Genomic DNA, 18,990 nt, shown 5'->3' on the forward strand with positions numbered 1-18,990 from the left:
AACGGCGTGCAGGTTCTGCAGGCCGCCAACACCGGCATCACCTCGCTGCAGAAGCTCGTCGACAGCGCCAAGTCGATTGCCAACCAGGTGCTGCAGAGCTCGGTCGGCTACTCCACCAAGTCGAACGTGGCGTCTTCGGCGCTGACCGGCGCAACCGCCAGCGATCTGCTGGGCTCGAGCGCGAGCTCGGCGACCGGCACGGTCGTGAACAACGACAACACCTCGAGCGCCTCGGCGATCACCGGCTCGACCAAGCTGTCCGGCACGGCAGGCACCGCGTCGAACAACCTGGCCTCCAGCATCACCTCCGGTGAAACGCTGGTCGTCAACGGCACCACCTTCACCTTCGTCACCGGCACGACCTCGACCGGTACCAGCATCGGCATCGGCGACAGCGTCTCCAACCTGCTGTCGGCCATCTCGACGCAGGCCGGTGTCACCGCCTCGCTCAGCGCGGGCGCGATCACGCTGACGGCTCCGGCCGCAGGGTTGACCGTCTCGGGCAGCTCCGGCACCTTGGCGAAGCTCGGTCTGTCGACAATCGGCGACGGTCTGGCTGGCCAGACGTTGACGATCGCGGCAACCGGCGGAGGTACGGCAACGAACATCACGTTCGGGCTGGGGACAGGACAGGTCAAGTCGCTGAACGATCTGAACACCAAGCTTGCGGCCAACAACCTGCAGGCGGCGCTCGACTCGGCCACCGGCAAGATCACGATCTCGACCACCAACGATGCGGCGTCGTCGACGATCGCGACCCTCGGCGGCTCGGCCACGCAGACCGGCGGCATCTTCAACGGCGCCACCGTGGCGGCTCCCGTTGTCGACTCCACCGCGCAGTCCCAGCGTGCAAGCCTGGTCGCGCAGTACAACAACGTGCTCGCGCAGATCAACACCACCGCGGCTGACGCCTCGTTCAACGGCGTCAACCTGCTCAACGGCGATACGCTGAAGCTGACGTTCAACGAGAACGGCAAGTCGACGCTGTCGATCACCGGTGTCACGTTCAACACGACCGGTCTCGGTCTGTCGAACCTGACCGCGGGGACTGACTTCCTCGACAACAACTCGGCGAACAAGACGATCAACCTCCTGAACACGGCAAGCTCCACGCTGCGCTCGGAGGCGTCGACGCTGGGTTCGAACCTCTCGGTCGTGCAGATCCGTCAGGACTTCAACAAGAACCTGATCAACGTGCTGCAGACCGGCTCGTCGAACCTGACGCTCGCCGACACCAACGAGGAAGCGGCCAACAGCCAGGCGCTGTCGACCCGCCAGTCGATCGCGGTGTCCGCGCTGTCGCTCGCAAACCAGTCGCAGGCCAGCGTGCTGCAGCTTCTCCGCTAAGGTACGGCGTTCTCACACAAACATCGGAAGCGGCGGGGGAAACCCCGCCGCTTTTTTGCGCCTGATCCGGCCGCCCGAACCGTATCATTACGGCTCCTGGACACGGGATGAGGGCATAGGGAAGGGTGGCAACCAGTCGTTAAGCAAGAAATTTAAAGCGCCATTAACCATGTTTTAAAAGTACCTGTACTAAAACCGCCTGGTGAATAACTAGGAAGGTTTCACACACATGTCCGGTATTGTTCTCTCGGCTTCGGTTCGCCAAAACCTGCTGGCGCTGCAAAACACTGCATCGCTGCTGGCCACGACTCAAAACAACCTGGCCACGGGCAACAAGGTCAACACGGCGCTCGACAACCCCACCGAATTCTTCACCGCGCAATCGCTCAACAACCGTGCGAGCGACATTGCGAACCTGCTCGACAGCATTGGTAACGGTGTCCAGGTTCTCCAGGCCGCGAATACCGGTCTTACCTCGCTCCAGAAGCTGGTCGACAGCGCCAAGTCGATCGCGAGCCAGGTCCTCCAGGCCCCGACGGGCTACACCACCAAATCGAGCGTGACCTCCGCGGTCATTCCGGGCGCCACGGCCAACAACCTGCTCGGCAGCTCGTCGAACAAATTCGCGACGGGCACAGTCGTCAACAACGACAATCTCAGCACCGCCGTCGCCATCACCGGCACGACCCGGCTGTCGGGCACCGCGACCTCCACGTCGAACAATCTCGCAACCGGCATCACCACGGGCGACACGCTGACCGTCAACGGTGTGGTGTTCACCTTCGTCGCCGGTTCGGTCTCGGCCGGAACCAACATCGGCGTCGGCGATACGGTCAGCAACCTGCTGGCTGCGATCGACTCGGTGACCGGCGCCAGCGCAACGCCGTCCTCGGTGTCTGGCGGCGCCATAGCCATTGCCACAGGTACGGCGCAGGATCTGACACTCGGGGGCACGGCGCTGGCGAAGCTCGGATTGAATTCCGTCGGCAGCCCAGTTACTCGAAATCCACCGGCGCTGACAGGCCAGACGCTGACCATCGCCTCGACAGGAGGCGGCGTCGCGACGAACATCACATTCGGCACAGGCGCCTCGCAGATCTCGACCCTGGCCCAGCTGAACACCGCGCTCGCGGCCAACAACCTGCAGGCGAGCCTCAGCACCACGGGGCAGCTGACGATCCTGACCACCAACGAGGCGGCATCGTCGACGATCGGCGCGGTCGCCGGCTCCTCCACGACCGTGGGCGCGGCGTTCAACGGCGTCACCGCCTCGGGGCCGGTGGCCGACACCAACTCGCAGACCACCCGTGCAGGCCTGATCGCGCAGTACAACAACGTGCTGGCGCAGATCAACACCACCGCGCAGGACGCGTCCTTCAACGGCATCAACCTGCTCAACGGTGACACGCTGAAGCTCACGTTCAACGAGACCGGCCGGTCGACCTTGAACATCACCGGCGTGACGTTCAACAGCACCGGTCTCGGCCTGTCTTCGCTGGTAGTCGGAACCGACTTCCTCGACAGCAACTCAGCCAACCAGGTGCTGTCGACGTTGAACACCGCATCGACGGCGATCCGCTCCGAAGCCTCGTCGCTCGGTTCGAACCTCTCGATCGTGCAGATTCGTCAGGACTTCAACAAGAACCTGATCAACGTGCTGCAGACCGGTTCGTCGAACCTGACGCTGGCCGACACCAACGAGGAAGCGGCCAACAGCCAGGCGCTGTCGACCCGCCAGTCCATCGCGGTCTCCGCACTCGCGCTGGCCAACCAGTCGCAGGCCAGCGTGCTGCAGCTGCTGCGCTAAGCGATCAGCTTCATCAGGCGTCTCAAGGCGGCGGGCATGGCCCGCCGCTTTTCGTTTTCGATCTCGCTGGCGAGTTGTCCGCAAATCTTGCGCGGTGGTGGAGGAGCGGGTTGCGCGACGAGCTTGCGCCGCCGCATTTGCTGTTCGATATCGTGATGACCTCGTCGCGAATTGGTCCGGGAAACTTTGACGGTCCGCGTTCGTCACACGTTAAGACGTGCTGCAAGCACGGCTTTTTTGCGGTGTTCCGTGACGCGATGATGCCAATTCCGCTAACGCCCGCTAACCATATTTTAAAGGCACTCAACGTACAAAATCCGGGCAGTTTGGTCGTGTCCCCGCGTCAGTCCGGAGTAGTTGATGTCATATGCCGCTCAAGCTTATGCCCGTACGTCGCAGACGACGGCGTCACCACGGGAGATCGAAGCTCAGGCATTGTTGAAGGCCGCGCGGCAGCTGCAGGAAGTGCAAGCGAACTGGAACGGTCCCGACCGCAACATGTACAAGGCGCTGCTGTTCAATCGTCGTCTGTGGACGATTTTCATGAGCGCCATGGAGATGGACGACAATCCCAACCCGATGGACATTCGCCAGAACATCGCCAACATCGGCGTGTTCGTCATGAAGCAGACCATCGAGATGCAGATGGATCCGGATCCGGCGAAGCTGAAGTCGCTGATCGATATCAACTGCCACATCGCAGCCGGCCTGTCGGGCCGCAGCTGAGGCGATCCATCGCCGGGCAGGGCCGCTCGATTGAAGGCCCCTCCATCATGTAAGCCGAGCCGTGCTCGGCATTGCGAATGATCCGCTCGAGTGCGCCGCGGGCTCTCTCTCCGCTCGCACCAAGCCAGCGGAGCGACCGTTGCGCCGGCAAGCCGGCCCGATCCGCCGAGCTCGCAGTCCTCCCAATTGTGAAGAAAGCGCCGTTCCCGGCATTCGACATTCGGCCGCTCGACACGATGACGCCGCCCGGTGGGGGCGGCGTGCAAGCGCAGCGATCGATCTGGTGGACCGATAGGGACTCAGGCCGTGCGGTCGGTGGCCGTGACGCGCGGCACGTCGGCTTTCTGCAGATCCTTCTGCAGGTCGAGCGTGTTGAAGTAGGCCCGTCGCCGCAGCACGGCTTCGTCCGGATATTGAGTCACGACCTGGTCTGTCTTGCGGTTGACGACCTGGAACACCAGGGCGGCCGCAGCGCGATCGTAGTAGGCTTGGCGCGAGACGGACAGGTCGTTGGGGACATTCGTCGGAATGTCGTTTCGCACGGGCACGCCGGGCTCGGCCGCGGTGACGGTCTGGCTCGGAGGAAGGTCCGTTGGAACAGCGCTCACCACCGCCGGGCTCGACGGTTGGACTATCGGGACGGACGCAGGCGCCCCCACCGGTCTCACGCTGAAATCGGAACTCATGGCAGCCTCCTCATGGCCATCGAGTCAATTCCCTACCCATCCCGTTGGCAACTATGCCGATGACCAATCAACGTTATGTTAGGAAATAGGATGAACGGCGCGTTGTGATTCGGCCGGGGGTTTTAAGATTATTCGACCGTAAACGACGCGAGCCGCGCGGCCCGTTCGGGGCGGCGCGGCTCGGCCGGGGATCACCGGGCGCTTGGGAGGCTCAGAGCGTCCGGCTGACGGCGAGCGGGGTCAGATGGCGGGCGCCCGGCGTGGCGCGACGGCCGCCGGCCGTGTAGGTGCTCGGGACATTCCTGCGCTGAACCTCGGCATTGACGCCGCGCACCACCTTTTCCGAAATGGCATGCGCGGTCGCGAGCACCGTCAGGTTCACCTGCAGCATCGCGCGGAAGGTGTCGTGATGACGGTGCAGAGTGCCGAGCAGCTCCGGCGCCGTCTGCTTCATGAAGGCCTGGCTGGCCTTGAGGCGGCCCACCGTGGTGACGTAGTGCCGCGACAGTTCGGTCTTGCGCGGTCCGAACGCCATGCCTTCGCTCAGCTTGCCGGCGCGCACCAGCTCGGTCTCCTGCTCGATGACCGCGATCAGCTCGCTCATGACGCTGACCATCTCGTCGGCGAGCGCGCGTGCCTCCGCGGCGGTCGCGGCTGCGGTGTAGGTCGTCTTCTTCGCCTGGCCCTGTACGGTCATTCATAACTCCCTTTGGCGTGAGCCTTTCGCGGCCCACGCGCTTGTCACGCGAACATCTACGCTTTGCTGTTGCTGCCGGCGTTGCTGTTGCCGGCCTGTTGCAGGATGAGGGTGCGGAAGACATCGTTGGAAATGCCGACGCCGCCCGCCTTGGCGAAATTCTTCGAATATTGCTCGGTCAGCATCGAGCGCCACACGCCGGTGCCGGGCGTGTCGCCGAACGGACCTTCGCCCTTCACGCCGTTGGTCATCTGCGAGAACATGCTGTTGAGGAACATGGCCTCGAAGTCGGTCGCGGTCGCCTTGGCCTTGGCCTGGGCCTTGGGCGAGACCTTGGTCAGGGCTTCCGCGAGATCGAGATCGGTGCGCGGCGTCGTGATCGCCGCGGCCCGGGGCATCGTGAGCGCGACGCGGCCGTTGTAGGAGTCGACGAAGGAGGTGGCCATCACATCACCTCGATGTCGGCTTCGATCGCGCCGGCGGCCTTGATGGCCTGCAGGATGCTGATCAGGTCGCGCGGTCCGATGCCGAGGCCGTTGAGGCCGTCGACGAGCTGCTGCAGCGAGACGCCATCCTTCACCACCGCGAACTTCTTGCCTTCCTCGGTGACGCCGACGCTGGTCCGCGGCGTGACCACGGTGCGGCCGCGCGACAGCGGGTTGGGCTGGCTGACCTGCGGGCTCTCGGAGATCGTCACGGTGAGGTTGCCCTGCGCCACGGCGACGGTGGCGACGCGGACGTCGCGGCCCATCACGATGATGCCGGAGCGCTCGTCGATGACGATCTTGGCGGCAAGATCCGGATCGACCTGCAACTGTTCGATCTCGGTCAGGAAGGCGACGACGTTGCCCTTGAACTCCGGCGGAACGCTCAATTGCACCGTCGAGGGGTCGATCGGCTCGGCGGTCTTGACGCCGAGGAAATCGTTGATGGCCGCCGCGATGCGCTTGGCAGTGGTGAAATCGGCGTTGCGCAGCGCCAGGCGGACGTTGGGCAGCCGGTTCAGCGCGAACTCGATCTCGCGCTCGATGATGGCGCCGTTGGCGATGCGGCCGACCGTCGGCACGCCGCGCACGATCTTGGCCGCTTCGCCCTCGGCCTGGAAGCCGGAGATCGCGAGCGAGCCTTGCGCGACCGCGTAGACGTTGCCGTCGGCGCCGAGCAGGGGGGTGACGAGCAGGGTGCCGCCCTGCAGGTTCTTGGCGTCGCCGAGTGCGGACACCGTCACGTCCATGCGCGTACCCTGGGTGGCGAAGGGCGGCAGGTTGCCGGTCACCATGACGGCCGCGACGTTGCCGGTGCGGATGGTGGCGCCGCGAATGTTGACGCCCATCCGCTCGAGCATCGCCTGGAGCGACTGCTTGGTGAACGGGATGTTGTTCAGCGTATCGCCGGTGCCGTTGAGGCCGACCACGAGGCCGTAGCCGATCAACTGGTTCTGGCGCACGCCTTCGATATTGGCGAGATCCTTGATCCGCGACGTCGCATGCGCGGACATGACGGTAGAGGCCAGCGCCAGCATGGCGGCGCAAGCGGCCTGAAACAGGCGCGTAGATCGGACGCGTCGCATCCTATGCTCCCCTCGAACTCTGCAGGTGATCACGTGGCCACTCCCATGACCGCATGATCGGCGTTAACTATGCGAGGGCCGTGCCAGCGCGATGCTCCGGGCTAACTCATTGATAGATTGTGAAATCGATCGCGCGCCTTGTCACGATCCCGGGCTATTCCGGAGGAACGAAGCTGCCGCCCCGGCAGAATTTGCCGGGCCATTTACGCACCGTTAACCACGACGCGGCCAATCTCCGCACCGACACGCAGAGCTTGCGGGGAGAGACCGATGCGCATCTATGGACCGAACGGCACGACGCTGAATACGTCGACCAGCTCCACGCGTAAGACGTCCTCCGGCGGCTTCAAGCTGCCAGACATCGGCACCACGCAGGACACGCGCGCGACACTCGCGCCGAAGCAGACCGCCAATATCGACGCGCTGCTGGCGTTGCAGGGCATCGAGGAGGATCCGGCCGAGCGGCGCAAGCGCTCGGTCCAGCGCGGCAAACGCGCGCTCGACGTGCTCGACGATCTCAAACTGTCGCTATTGTCCGGCAAGCTCGACACCACGATGGCGCTGCGGCTGCGCGATGCGGCGGCCGAACTGAAGCAGACCTCCGGCGACACGCGGCTCGATGCGATCCTCTCGGAGATCGAACTCCGCGTCGAGGTCGAGCTCGCCAAGGCGGGACAGGGCTGACGCGACTAAGCGGCCTTCGACGACGCTTGCGCGTCGTAGCGCCGCTGTGCGGCCATGACGTCTTTCAGATGCTGCTCGGCCCAGTCGCGCAGGGGATCGACCGCGGCAGCCAGGGTCAGTCCAAGCGACGTGATCGAATATTCAACCGTCACTGGAACGGTTGCGATCGCGCGCCGTCGCACCAGGCCGTCGCGCTCCAGGCTCTTCAACACTTGCGAGAGCATCTTCTGCGAGATGCCTTCAATGGCCCGGCGCAACTGATTGAAGCGCAACGGTTCGTTGCGCAGCAGGATCAGGATCAGCACCGCCCATTTGTCGCCGACGCGATCGAGGATCTGACGGGTGGGGCAGTCGGCCGAATAGACGTTCGCGGCTCTCATCGGTTACTCCGGCGTGACCAGGTGATCTTGAAGTGCTCTCTTAACACCAGCATTCATTCCGCTATCTAGTCACTATCGGATACTGGGACGCCTCGTCCAGAGCCTCGGGTCCGGATCGTGAATCTCGAACAGAGGAGTTTCGAATGAAGATCGCCGTCGCCGGCGCGTCCGGCCGTGCCGGATCCCGCATCACCGCCGAGCTGGCCAGCCGCGGCCATCAGGTCACCGGCATCGCCCGGAACCCGGACAAGATCGAAAAGCACGCCAACGTCACCGCCGTGAAGGGCGACGCCAACGATCGGGCCGAACTGGCGCGGATCTGGAAGGGCCATGACGTGGCGATCAGCTCCATCCATTTCTCCGCCAGCGATGTCGAGACCCTGATCGGGGCGGCCAGGGATTCCGGCGTATCTCGTTACCTCGTGGTCGGCGGCGCCGGCTCGCTGGAGGTCGCACCCGGCGTGCGGCTGGTGACCACGCCGGGCTTCCCGGCCATCTACAAGGCCGAGGCGGAGAAGGGGGCGGCGTTCCTGGATCGGCTTCGCCAGGAGACCGAACTCGACTGGACCTTCCTGTCGCCGTCCGCAATGATCGATTTCGGCGCCCGGACAGGCAAGTTCCGGCTCGGAACGGACCAGTTGCTGGTCGATGCCGAAGGCAAGAGCTTCATCACCTTCGAGGACTTCGCGGTCGCAATGGCCGACGAAATCGAGCGTCCGGCGCACCGGAGGGCCCGTTTCACGGTCGGCTATTAGCCTCCCCGGAGCCGTCCCGCCGGGCAGGGCCGAATTTGCCTGTGCAACCGGCCGACCGGCGGGCGGTCCGTGCCGATGGAAATATTGTCTGTCACATGAGGCCGCTATATAACGCGGCCGCGAACGGGCGTATTCCGTCCGCCGGTGCCGAGACCGGCGCCAGCACGTACAGATGGGCTGACCTTGGAAAAGTTGAAGAACTACAAACCTTCCGAAAAAGAGCCTTTCATGAACGAACGCCAGCGCGAGTACTTTCGCGCCAAGCTGCTGGCATGGAAGGAGGAGATCCTGCGCGAATCGAAGCTCACCCTGCAGGCTCTGCAGGAGGAGAACGTGAACCATCCCGACCTCGCCGATCGCGCGTCGTCGGAGACCGACCGGGCGATCGAGCTTCGCGCCCGCGACCGCCAGCGCAAGCTGATCTCCAAGATCGACGCCGCGCTCCAGCGCATCGAAGACAACACCTACGGCTATTGCGAGGAGACCGGCGAGCCGATTTCGCTGAAGCGGCTCGAAGCCCGTCCGATCGCCACGCTGTCGGTGGAGGCGCAGGAACGCCACGAAAAGCGTGAAAAGGTCTATCGCGACGAGTAGTCGCGGCGCTGACCTGACCGAGCCTGGACTGCGGCCGCCCGCCGGGAGCGGCCGCATCTTCGAGCATTGGCTGGAGTGCCGAGGACGCGCCAGCGGCTTTGGCCGCTGAGGGCCGCACCCACACTTGACGCGACTCGGTCGCGGGGGCCGGACACCGTCCTCCCGCAGATCATCCCGTCCTTTCAGGAACTTTTCGCGCTTTGCGGAATTGTTGGCCGTTCCGATCAGGAACTCTCCGCGGGGGATCATGCGCGAGCTGGACAGACCGGGGACCTTGCTTGGCGGCGTGCTCGTCACGGCGCAGCGTTGCTATGGGGCCCTGACCATCAAAGGCCGCCTGCTGTTGCTGGCCGGCATTCTGTTCCTGCCCTGCGTCGGGCTGATCGCCTATGTCATCGCCTCCATGCAGCAGTCGGCGGACGGCTCGATCCGGCGCGGTCTGTCCTATGCGGCACAGACCATCTCCGGAGCCGTCGACGCCGAGCTGCGGCGCTATATCGCGCTGGCGGAGGTGCTGGCGAAGTCGCCGGACCTCGCTGCCGCCGACCTCACGGATTTCGAAGCGGAGGCGCGCCGGGTCGGGCTGGTGACCGGGGACGGCTGGATCATCGTGTCTGACGCGAGCGGCCGGCTGCTGCTCAACACGCTCGCGCCTCCGGGCAAGCCGCTCGGCGAGCGCACGCCGGAAGGCCGGCGCTCGCAGGAGCGCGCCTTCGCGACCGGACGGCCCTCCATCTCCGACCTGTTCACGGGGCCGAACTCGGGCGAGTGGGTGGCGACCGTCGATGTCCCCGTGTTCAGGGACGGCAAGCCGTTCCGCTGCCTGTCGATCGCCATGCCGGCCGCGAGCTATACGCGGCTGCTGGCGCAGCAGCAGTTGCCGGCCAACTGGCTCGTCGGGATCATCGACAGCCAGGGGCGCTACGTCTCGCGCATCCCGAAGAACGCGACCTCCACCGGCCAGCCGGCATCGGCAGGTTGGCGCGCCCATGCCAGGGTCGAAGGGATCGCCGAATTCCCCTCGATCGAGGGGGACAGCATCATCAACGCCAATGCGCATCCCCAACTGAGCGACTGGACCATCGGCGTCGGCATCAAGCAGGGCGCCTTTGCCGAAGCGGTCTCTTCCACCGTGAAGACCGCGACCATCGCGGCGACGAGCATCTGCGCGCTGGCGCTGTTGCTGGCCGCGGGCATCGCCAGCAGCATTGCGCGCCCGCTCGACAGCATCGCCCGAAAGCGCGCCATCCCCGGCGAGGCCGCGCCCTCCGACCCGCCGGAGGTCCGCGCGCTCAACGCACGGCTGGCCGCGGCGGAGAAGGCGCAGGCCGAAAGCGAGCGCATCATTCAGGATAATTTCCGGATGCTCGCCAAGGCGAGGGACGACGCGTCGCGAACTGCCGAGCAGCTCAAGCTGGCCGCCAAATATGGGCGGCTCGGGACTTTCATCTGGGACGGTCGCTCCGGGACCAGCCAATGGTCCGACGAGATCGAAGAGCTCTATGGCCTCGCGCCCGGCACGTTCCCCGGTACCTATGATGACTGGCTGGCGCTGGTCCATCCCGAGGACCGGGCGCGCGCCGACCGGGACAACAAGCGGGCGCTGATCACCGGCAAGCTCGACTCCGAATGGCGCGTCGCGCTGCCGGATGGCAGCCTGCGCTGGATCGAGGGCCGGGCCCGACTGCTGCGCGGCGAGGACGGTGCCGACCTGATGATCGGCGTGAACATCGACGTGACAGCGGCCAAGGAGGCGGACCGCAAGCGCGATCTGCTGGTCCACGAATTGGCTCACCGCGTCAAGAACAGCCTCGCGGTCGTGCAGTCGCTGGCGCATCAGCTGCTGCCGCGGCACGACGCCAAGGTCCGCGATTTCACCTCGCGCCTGCACGCGCTGGCGACGGTTCACACCAGCCTGGCGGAGAACGACTGGCAGGGCGCCGACCTCGCCGCGCTCGTCGCCGGCCAAGTGGCGCCGTTCGTCAGTGCGCGCGAACAGCTCTCGACCAGCGGGCCCGCGATCCTGGTGCCCGTCGAGCTGACCACCCAGCTCGCGCTGGTCATCCATGAGATGGCCTGCAATGCAAGCAAGTATGGCGCGCTGACCACGCCGGACGGACATGTCGACGTCAGCTGGTCGTTGGGGCCCGACGCGCTGCACGTTCGCTGGCAAGAGACGGGCGGGCCGCCGGCCCATGAGCCCGCAGTGGTCGGCTTCGGCAGCCGGCTGCTCACCCGCACCGTCAGGCATCTGCAGCGCACCTTCTCCGAGAACGGTCTCATCTGCCAGTTCGAGCTGCCCTGGCTGGATGCGCGCGAGCCCGTTGATGTCGCCGCGGCCGGCAGCGTCACCTGAGCATCGGTGCTCGCTGACATCGCCCTGCCACGTCACCCTGCGATGAGGTTTCGCCGGGATACGAGCGGCGGAGCAGGGCTGATGCAGCTGATCAAGAGACTGTTGCGATGAGCGAGGTTCTCGTCACCGGCGGTTCCGGCTTCATCGCGGTCCACACCATCCTGCAACTTCTGGCCGCCCGGCATCGCGTCCGCGCCACCTTGCGCAGCCTCGATCGCGCAAGCGAGGTCCGGGCGATGCTGCGGCGCGGTGGTACGGCCGATGCCGGGGCGGTCGCGTTCCATGCGGCCGACCTGACCAGCGATGACGGCTGGTCCGCCGCGGCGGCCGGCTGCGACTACGTCCTCCACATCGCCTCGCCCTTGCCGGATTACGTGCCGAGCAACGCGGACGAGCTGATCGTGCCGGCGCGCGACGGCACCTTGCGGGTGTTGCGGGCGGCGCGCGAGGCCGGCGTGAAGCGCGTGGTGCTGACCTCGTCGTTTTCCGCCGTCGCCTATGGCCATCCGCCGCGCACGACACCCTTCGACGAGGCCGATTGGAGCGATCTCGCCGGTCCTGACGTGCAGCCTTACCCGAAGTCGAAAACGCTGGCCGAACGCGCCGCGTGGGATTTTGTCACCCGCGAGGGCGCAGGGCTGGAGCTTGTGAGCATCTGCCCCGTCGCGGTGCTTGGTCCGGTGCTGGGCCCGGATTTTTCGCCGTCCATCGCGCTCGTGCAGGCGTTGATGCAGGGCCGGGCGCCGCTCGCGCCGAAAATCCATCTCGGCCTGGTCGACGTTCGCGACGTCGCCGACCTGCATCTGCGCGCGATGACCGCGCCTTCCGCGAGCGGCGAACGGTTCCTGGCCGTGGCCGGACCGCCGCTGTCGGTGATCGAGATTGCCGAGGTGCTGCGGCTGCGGATGGGCGAGGCGGGACGGTGCGCGCCGCGGTTCGAGATGCCGAACTGGCTGGCCCGCATCGTGGCGCTCGGCGTCCCGCAGTTGCGGGACGTCAAGCCGCTGCTGGGCCTCCGCCGTGCCGCCACCAGTGACAAGGCGCGGCGCCTGCTCGGCTGGAATCCGCGACCGAATGATGAGATCATCATCGCGACCGCGGAGAGCCTCTCGAGGCTCGGCCTGGTGCGGCCGTGACGCAGCTCAAGCATCGTCTCAACCGCGGAGGACGCTTCGAACGCTGCGCGAAGCTGCCGCGCCAGAAGATGAATTGGACGGCAAAAGCTAAGTCGTGACAGACTGTTAACGATAGGATCTGAGAGGCCGCTTCGGGCGGCTGGCAGCCGGAGTTGAACGACCATGGGAGCAGACGACGTCCTGGCCGCCGCACAACTGATCGTGGCGGCCCGCCGCGACAGGACGCCATTGGCAGCGCTGCCGGCTCACCTTCAGCCGAAGGATGAAGCGGCCGGTTATGAGATCCAGCATGAGGTTCACTGGCTGCTCGCCGAGCACGTCGGCGATTTCGCCGGCTACAAGATCGGCTGCACCAGCAAGGTGATGCAGGACTATATTGGCATTCCGCATCCCTGTGCCGGTGGCGTGTTTGCCAGCGGTGTTCACGCCTCGGGCGTGGCGCTGCGCGCGGCCGATTTCGTGCGCGTCGGCGTCGAATGCGAGATCGCGGTGCGGCTCGCCAAGGACCTGCTGCCGCTGGATGCTCCGTTCACGATCGCCCATGTCGGCGAGGCGATCGGCAACTGCCATGCAGCCATCGAGATCGTCGATGACCGCTACGTCCAATGGGAGAGCATGGGCGCCCCGACCCTGGTGGCCGATGATTTCTTCGCCGCAGGCTGCGTGCTCGGCCCCGCTGTCCCGCGCGATGCGGCAGGCGACCTCGCCGCCGTGCAGGGCCGTGCCTTCGTGAACGGTGCTCTGGCCGGGCAGGGCACCGGCGCCGATGTGCTCGGCCACCCGCTGCATGCGCTTGCCTGGCTCGCCAATCATCTTGCTGCGCGCGGCGACGGGCTCGAGGCCGGGCAACTGGTGCTGACCGGCAGCTTGGTGAAGACCATTTGGCTCAAGCCCGGCGACCGGGTACGGATGGAGCTGGACGGGCTGGGCGTGGTCGAGGCGGGCTTCGCGGGATAGGGCCCGCGCGCAGCTGCATCTGATGGCTCGCGTTCCGTACCTGATACGCCTATACTTGAGCAGGGAGACTTTCATGAGCGACATGGAAAGCATCTGCCTCGCAAGGTCCGTCGTCGCCGCCGCTGCTCAACGGGCGGAGCGGGAGGGGTTGTCGGTCGAGGATTATGTCATGCGCGTGCTGCTGCGTGAGATGGAGCTCGATCCTCGCGAGCTGGCCATTCTGGCCTACGATGCTGCCGCAGGATCTGACTTCGTATTGGATCGCGAAGATGGCGAGAGCGACGAGGCGTTTGAGGCTCGTCGCGCGGCACTCGGAATGCTGTTCTCCTGAGATATGCGATCGGGAGACTACGTCCGGTGCAATTTCCCATTCAGGGAGAAGCGAGGACCCGGACCATTTGCCCACATTGTTCTGGTCCTCGGCATCGGCAGGTCGGGCAATACAGTCTGTGCCATCGTAGCCTATACGACCACGCGTACCGCTTATGCAGGCGCGCGCCGCTCCGCAAGGCCGCTAACTGAGGCGGCCTTCTCTCCCTTAAGCCGAAACGGCATTCTTGCGGTCAAGATGCTTCATTTCAGGAACGCTAGCTAACTTCAAGTTCACGTCCGGAACTCCCTTGCGTGGCTTGGGAGCCCAATTGACTGCCACCTGAACGTCTTCGTGGACTCTTAGAACATAGTCTAGGCTTTGTTCGTCGGAGCCATACAATATCTCGACTTCGGCTGCGCCCTTTAACAAGGAACTGGGCGCCGGAATAGTCTCTACGGTTGGAAAGCCAATCGTCATTTCTCTGCCGCCCTGTAGAAGCATAGTCTTGTCATTGACTCTCGGAGACTCGTGGGTTCTCCCCGCAACTGAAAAATGGCACCGGTGGAATTTCACGAATATGTCGCTTGCGCTTAGATTTTCCAGCGTGGCCACAACTGTCATGTGGGTCAGTTGAAGTTTAGTGTAGTCGGCGCCGCCGTCAGCGATTCTTAGATTTTTATAATCCAAGCGCCTTTTGATCCGGAACTTTTGGGATATCATGAGGGCATGATACAGGCCGACCATTAGGCTTGCGAAGGTCCCGCAGCCAACTAGCAATACCAAGTAAAGATTTTGGTTGGCCCAATGCGCTGCATAGGCCGTCACGGCACCCACCGTCGCTGAAAGGCCGAGCGCTCCAGCCACCGTCGAACCTGTGCCAGCTAGATCAAGGGCCTTAGTAAACCACTTAAACAGTTTGCCCACGAGTACGCCCCCCTCAGCCCGATTCGCGGGCTAGTTGTGACGGGAAAAACTAGAACATTGACAATCATCAAACTAGGCCACTGACGTTTTCAAAATCGGCCACTGAGCCCGGAAACAGGCCAGCGCCAACAGGTCAATAGGAGCATATGGAGAACATAACGTGCCTCGACCCCATCGCAAATCGAGACGGCTTCTGCGGCGCAATCCTTGGCTTGCGTCGCTAAGCGCCTTAACCCAGTGCAGCGTCCTCTGAAACGAACACGGCCTCCGGCAGGGGAGCTACCGGAGGCCGCGTATACATTACCCGCCGCGCCTAGGTTCGCATTGGGCAATGTGGGAGCTCGTTGCTCGGAAGCGGGGCGGCGGCTGCGAGGTCATCGTCATGACCCGTGTCGCGCTCGGCCAATCCTTTTCCGACCCTCCCGAGTGGGGGAAGGATTTCGTGGTGAATGATCGTCCTCGTTTCGATGGCCGACGGGGGAGGCGTCGGCGGCCCTCTTGTGCGACCGGGCGAGACCCGCCCGGTCCGTGATGTTCGCGTTCGCCTTAGAACGGCAGCAGGATGTCCATGACCTGCTGGCCGTAGCGCGGCTGCTGGACGTCGGTGATCTGGCCGCGGCCGCCATAGGAGATGCGGGCCTGGGCGATCTTGGTCGAGTCGATCGTGTTGTCGCTCTGGATGTCCTCCGGCCGGACGATGCCGGCCACGATCAGCTCGCGGATCTCGTAATTGACCCGGATCTCCTGCTTGCCCTCCACGACCAGATTGCCGTTCGGCAGCACCTGGGTCACGACGGCGGCGACGCTGGTGGTCAAGGATTCCGAGCGCTGGATGGTGCCCTTGCCATCGGAGGACGACGTGCCGTCGGCGGTGAGGATGCGGCCGGGCAGAATGTTCTGGCCGGTGGCGCCGAGCGTCTTCGAGCCGATGAAGTCGGTGATCCCCGAGTCTTCCTTGTTGGTGCGGCTGCGCTGGGTCTCGTTGGCGAAATTGGCCTTGTCGGAGATGCTGACCGTGACAGTCAGGAGGTCGCCGACCTGACGGGCGCGCTGGTCCTTGAAGAAGGCGCGCGAGCCGTTGCGCCACAGCGAGTTCGGCGCGTAGGACACGGTCTCGGGCTTCGGCATCGGCATCTGCACCGGCTTGTAGCCCGGCTGCGTGGTCGGATTGTCGATCTCCGTCAGCTTCGGCCGCTCGCCGATCTGGCTGAGGCGGTCGATGGAGGAGCAGCCGCCCGCGACCGACAGCACCGCGAACGACACCGAGATCAGCGCGACCCGCCGCAGCCCCGAAACGCCCTGACCATCAAACTTGAACTTCGACATGAAACTTACTCGGCTTTCGGAGTGGCGGAGGAGGGAAGGCGGCTGGCGACGGAGACGGGGGCTGCGATCTCGGCCTCGGAGGTCTGCGCCGGTTTGGCGACGGCGATGTCGACCGAGACCTGGCCGCGCCCGGTGACGCGGCCGGTGATGGTGCGCTTGGACTGCAGGTTGAGCACGCTGACGACGTCGCCCTCGGTGCCCGATTCCAGCGCCTTGCCGCGCGTGGTCAGATAGATGCCTGCGGTCTGGTAGATCAGCGTGACGGCCTGGTCGCGCTGCACCAGGTCCGGCTTGGCGAGATCGGTGGTCTTCAGCGCCTGGCCGGCGCGGGCGGGGCGACGCATCTGCATGCCGACCGCGAGCTCGCGCGAGGCCGGCTCCGCGCCGCCAAGCTCGGCGCGCGGCCGCCGCTCCACCTGCAGGTCGCCGGAACGGATCATCTCGTTGCGGTCAATGTTGCGCGTCAGCACGACAGCCTCGACGGTCTCGATCGCGACACCGCTGTAGCGCAGCTTGGTGGGGCTGGCGCCGTTGCCATGAGCGAGCTCGAAGCTGATGTCGAAGCGGCCGCTGCGCGGATCGAAGCGGACGTTGGTCGGCGCCAGCGGGCCGCTGCTCGACGCGTCGAACTTCAGGTCCTGCACCGGCTGGTCGAAGCTGATGCTCAGGTTGGCCGCATCACCAAGTCCGTTGCGGTGATCGAGCGCCTGGGCGACGGCCGTGCTGATCTCCTTGGCGTCGACGGCGCGGGCCAACCGGGTGACCGCGACCTCCTTGATGTCGCGGACCTCGACGCCGATGACCTGGTGCGTACGCAGCGTCGCGATTACCTGCGCGGCCGGCAGCACGCCGGTGGTGCCGAGATCTGGCGCGCGATATACGGCGACGTTGGCGGCGACGCCCGCGTTGTCGATCAGGTCGCCGACGCGGACGATGTCGCCGGTGACATTGACGCTGGGGCGCAGCACGGGCGCCTTGATCTGGTTGTCGGCCTCGCCGGCGAAGGCCTGGAGCGCGGTCGAGGCGAGCAGGGCGGCGGCTAGCAGGATGGGACGGGCGGTGCGGGTCATCATGATGATCTCCCAGGCCTCAGCGGAACAACGCGGTGGTCGACTGCATCATCTGGTCGGCGGCGGAGATGACCTTGGCGTTCATCTCATAGGCGCGCTGGGCGGCGATCAGCTCGCTCATCTCGCTGACGACGTCGACATTGGCCTGCTCCAGGCTGCCCTGGGTGATGCTGCCGAGACCGTCCTGGTTGGCGACGCCGTCCTGCGGCGCGCCGGAGGACGGCGTGTCGGTGAACTGGTTGTTGCCGACCGGCTGCAGGCCGGCCTTGTTGATGAAGCGGGTGACCTGGAGCTGGCCGATGATGTTCGAGGTGGTCGAGCCCGGCAGCGTCACCGAGACCTGGCCCTGCGCGTTGACCGTGATGCCCGAGGCGTTCTGCGGGATCGTGATGGTCGGCTGCACCGGGTTGCCCTGGGCGGTGACGATGCGGCCCTGATTGTCCATCTGGAAGGTGCCGTCGCGGGTGTACTGGAAGGTGCCGTCCGGCATCAGGATCTTGAAGAAGCCTTCGCCCGAGATGGCGAGGTCGAGATCGTTGCCGGTCTGCGACAGCGTGCCCTGCGTCATCGAGCGCGGCGTGCCGACGGTCTTGACGCCGCCGCCGATGTCGATGCCGACGGGCAGGATCGTGCCCTGGTCCGAGGACTGCGCGCCGACCCGGCGCATGTGTTCGTAGATCAGGTCCTGGAACGCCGCGGTCTGCTTCTTGAAGCCGGTCGTGCGCAGGTTGGCGATGTTGTTGGAGATCACCTGGACGTTGAGTTCCTGGGCCGCCATTCCGGTCGCAGCGGTGTGAAGCGCCTGCATCTTATGTCTCCTTCAATCTCTGCGGTCAGGCCGGAACGTCGGCGAGTTTCTCGATCGCGCTCTTGCGCATGTCGCTCTGGACCTGCAGCATGTTGGCGACCTGGGTGTAGGCACGCATCACTTCGACCATCTTGCTCATCTCGCCGACCGCGCTGACGTTCGACTTCTCGATGTAGCCCTGCTGGACGGTCGACTTGGTGTCCTGTTGCGGCGCGGCACCGTCGACGGCGGCGTAGAGGTTGTTGCCCTGCTTCTGGGCCTTCTGCGGATCGGCGAAGTTGACGATGCGCAGCTTGCCGCGGATCGAGTCGGTGCGGTTGACGCCCTCGACCACCGTCACGGTGCCGTCCGGCGAGATGTTGATGTCGTGGTCGGTCGGCTGGAAGACGATCGGGCCGCCGGTGCCGAGCACGGGGTCGCCGGCCGCGGTGACGAGCTGGCCGATATTGTTCATGTGCAGACTGCCGTCGCGGGTGTAGCGCTCGCCGGCAGCGGTCTGCACCGTCAGGAAGCCGCCGCCTGTGATGGCGACGTCGAGCGCGTTGCCGGTGCGCTCCATCGAGCCCTGCGAGAAGTCGCGATAGGTGCCACGATCCTGGACATAGGCCACCTTGCGGGCGGCGCCCGGAAAATTGTCTTCATGCGCGCCGGAGGAGAGATACTCCTCGAACAGCTGCTGATCGGCCTTGAAGCCGTTGGTGTTGACGTTGGCGACGTTGTTGGCAACGACGTCGAGTTGTCGCTCCAGCACCATCTGCCGCGACAATCCGATGAGAAGCGCATTCTCCACCGGTCGATCTCCCCTCTTAACGAATCCCGCATCCGATGCCTCTCCCAAGGCGTCTGAAGCGGGT

The 18,990-nt window shown here is 65.1% G+C and carries 20 protein-coding genes; 10 read left to right on the plus strand and 10 right to left on the minus strand.

Annotated features, from left to right (window positions below; all coding sequences use genetic code 11):
* The 3 genes from ACQR1L_RS26790 to flaF all read left to right on the plus strand — a co-directional run.
* Positions 1–1,347: flagellin (locus ACQR1L_RS26790; protein ID WP_434860916.1), on the plus strand; the 1,347-nt coding region annotated here is incomplete at its 5' end.
* A 229-nt stretch (positions 1,348–1,576) separates the two neighbouring features.
* Positions 1,577–3,154: a flagellin gene (locus ACQR1L_RS26795; protein ID WP_434860917.1), complete on the plus strand. Its 1,578-nt coding sequence runs from the start codon at positions 1,577–1,579 to the stop codon at positions 3,152–3,154.
* A gap of 360 nt (positions 3,155–3,514) precedes the next feature.
* Positions 3,515–3,880, plus strand: a complete 366-nt coding sequence (flaF, locus tag ACQR1L_RS26800) for a flagellar biosynthesis regulator FlaF (protein ID WP_434860918.1) — start codon at positions 3,515–3,517, stop codon at positions 3,878–3,880.
* Positions 3,881–4,179: 299 nt separating this feature from the next.
* Here the strand turns inward: flaF and ACQR1L_RS26805 are convergent, their stop codons facing one another.
* From ACQR1L_RS26805 to ACQR1L_RS26820, 4 genes are all read right to left on the minus strand, one after another.
* Positions 4,180–4,566, minus strand: coding sequence for a hypothetical protein (locus ACQR1L_RS26805; protein WP_434860919.1), 387 nt, complete (start codon positions 4,564–4,566; stop codon positions 4,180–4,182).
* Positions 4,567–4,777: 211 nt separating this feature from the next.
* The gene (locus tag ACQR1L_RS26810) at positions 4,778–5,263 is read right to left on the minus strand and encodes a hypothetical protein (protein ID WP_434860920.1); all 486 of its coding nucleotides are present in this window, start codon (positions 5,261–5,263) and stop codon (positions 4,778–4,780) included.
* Positions 5,264–5,319: 56 nt separating this feature from the next.
* The gene (gene flgJ / locus ACQR1L_RS26815) at positions 5,320–5,709 is read right to left on the minus strand and encodes a flagellar assembly peptidoglycan hydrolase FlgJ (protein ID WP_434860921.1); all 390 of its coding nucleotides are present in this window, start codon (positions 5,707–5,709) and stop codon (positions 5,320–5,322) included.
* The gene (locus ACQR1L_RS26820; protein WP_434860922.1) at positions 5,709–6,833 is read right to left on the minus strand and encodes a flagellar basal body P-ring protein FlgI; all 1,125 of its coding nucleotides are present in this window, start codon (positions 6,831–6,833) and stop codon (positions 5,709–5,711) included. The genes flgJ and ACQR1L_RS26820 overlap by 1 nt, the downstream gene beginning before the upstream one ends.
* Before the next feature lie 270 nt (positions 6,834–7,103).
* On the opposite strand from ACQR1L_RS26820, the gene ACQR1L_RS26825 reads away from it, so the two are divergent.
* Positions 7,104–7,517, plus strand: a complete 414-nt coding sequence (locus ACQR1L_RS26825) for a flagellar assembly protein FliX (protein WP_434860923.1) — start codon at positions 7,104–7,106, stop codon at positions 7,515–7,517.
* Between the two features lie 5 nt (positions 7,518–7,522).
* Here the strand turns inward: ACQR1L_RS26825 and ACQR1L_RS26830 are convergent, their stop codons facing one another.
* Positions 7,523–7,897, minus strand: coding sequence for a winged helix-turn-helix transcriptional regulator (locus ACQR1L_RS26830; protein ID WP_434860924.1), 375 nt, complete (start codon positions 7,895–7,897; stop codon positions 7,523–7,525).
* 143 nt (positions 7,898–8,040) lie between these two features.
* On the opposite strand from ACQR1L_RS26830, the gene ACQR1L_RS26835 reads away from it, so the two are divergent.
* From ACQR1L_RS26835 to ACQR1L_RS26860, 6 genes are all read left to right on the plus strand, one after another.
* Entirely contained in the window at positions 8,041–8,652 is a 612-nt protein-coding gene (locus ACQR1L_RS26835) for an NAD(P)-dependent oxidoreductase (protein WP_434860925.1), read from the plus strand.
* A 228-nt stretch (positions 8,653–8,880) separates the two neighbouring features.
* On the plus strand, positions 8,881–9,246 hold the full coding sequence (gene dksA / locus ACQR1L_RS26840) for an RNA polymerase-binding protein DksA (RefSeq protein WP_172114412.1): 366 nt from the start codon (positions 8,881–8,883) through the stop codon (positions 9,244–9,246).
* Between the two features lie 247 nt (positions 9,247–9,493).
* Positions 9,494–11,602, plus strand: a complete 2,109-nt coding sequence (locus tag ACQR1L_RS26845) for a sensor histidine kinase (protein ID WP_434860926.1) — start codon at positions 9,494–9,496, stop codon at positions 11,600–11,602.
* Positions 11,603–11,709: 107 nt separating this feature from the next.
* Positions 11,710–12,738, plus strand: a complete 1,029-nt coding sequence (locus ACQR1L_RS26850) for an SDR family oxidoreductase (RefSeq protein ID WP_434860927.1) — start codon at positions 11,710–11,712, stop codon at positions 12,736–12,738.
* 162 nt (positions 12,739–12,900) lie between these two features.
* The gene (locus ACQR1L_RS26855; RefSeq protein ID WP_434860928.1) at positions 12,901–13,695 is read left to right on the plus strand and encodes a 2-keto-4-pentenoate hydratase; all 795 of its coding nucleotides are present in this window, start codon (positions 12,901–12,903) and stop codon (positions 13,693–13,695) included.
* A gap of 73 nt (positions 13,696–13,768) precedes the next feature.
* Positions 13,769–14,026 carry a hypothetical protein gene (locus ACQR1L_RS26860; protein WP_434860929.1) on the plus strand — a complete coding sequence of 86 codons (258 nt, stop codon included), beginning with the start codon at positions 13,769–13,771 and terminating at the stop codon, positions 14,024–14,026.
* A gap of 207 nt (positions 14,027–14,233) precedes the next feature.
* Here ACQR1L_RS26860 and ACQR1L_RS26865 read toward each other — a convergent pair whose 3' ends face one another.
* From ACQR1L_RS26865 to flgF, 5 genes are all read right to left on the minus strand, one after another.
* Positions 14,234–14,932 (minus strand): hypothetical protein, encoded by a 699-nt coding sequence (locus tag ACQR1L_RS26865; protein ID WP_434860930.1) that lies wholly within the window; start codon positions 14,930–14,932, stop codon positions 14,234–14,236.
* Between the two features lie 546 nt (positions 14,933–15,478).
* Positions 15,479–16,258, minus strand: coding sequence for a flagellar basal body L-ring protein FlgH (gene flgH, locus ACQR1L_RS26870; protein ID WP_434860931.1), 780 nt, complete (start codon positions 16,256–16,258; stop codon positions 15,479–15,481).
* A gap of 5 nt (positions 16,259–16,263) precedes the next feature.
* Complete coding sequence (flgA, locus tag ACQR1L_RS26875; RefSeq protein WP_434860932.1) at positions 16,264–17,331, minus strand: flagellar basal body P-ring formation chaperone FlgA; 1,068 nt, start codon at positions 17,329–17,331, stop codon at positions 16,264–16,266.
* 16 nt (positions 17,332–17,347) lie between these two features.
* A complete protein-coding gene (flgG, locus tag ACQR1L_RS26880) occupies positions 17,348–18,136 on the minus strand; it encodes a flagellar basal-body rod protein FlgG (RefSeq protein WP_434860933.1) in 789 nt (262 codons plus the stop codon).
* Positions 18,137–18,161: 25 nt separating this feature from the next.
* Positions 18,162–18,926 carry a flagellar basal-body rod protein FlgF gene (gene flgF, locus ACQR1L_RS26885; protein WP_434860934.1) on the minus strand — a complete coding sequence of 255 codons (765 nt, stop codon included), beginning with the start codon at positions 18,924–18,926 and terminating at the stop codon, positions 18,162–18,164.
* Positions 18,927–18,990: the final 64 nt, after the last annotated feature.

The organism is Bradyrhizobium sp. HKCCYLR20261 (assembly GCF_051168435.1).
Classification (GTDB): Bacteria; Pseudomonadota; Alphaproteobacteria; order Rhizobiales; family Xanthobacteraceae; genus Bradyrhizobium.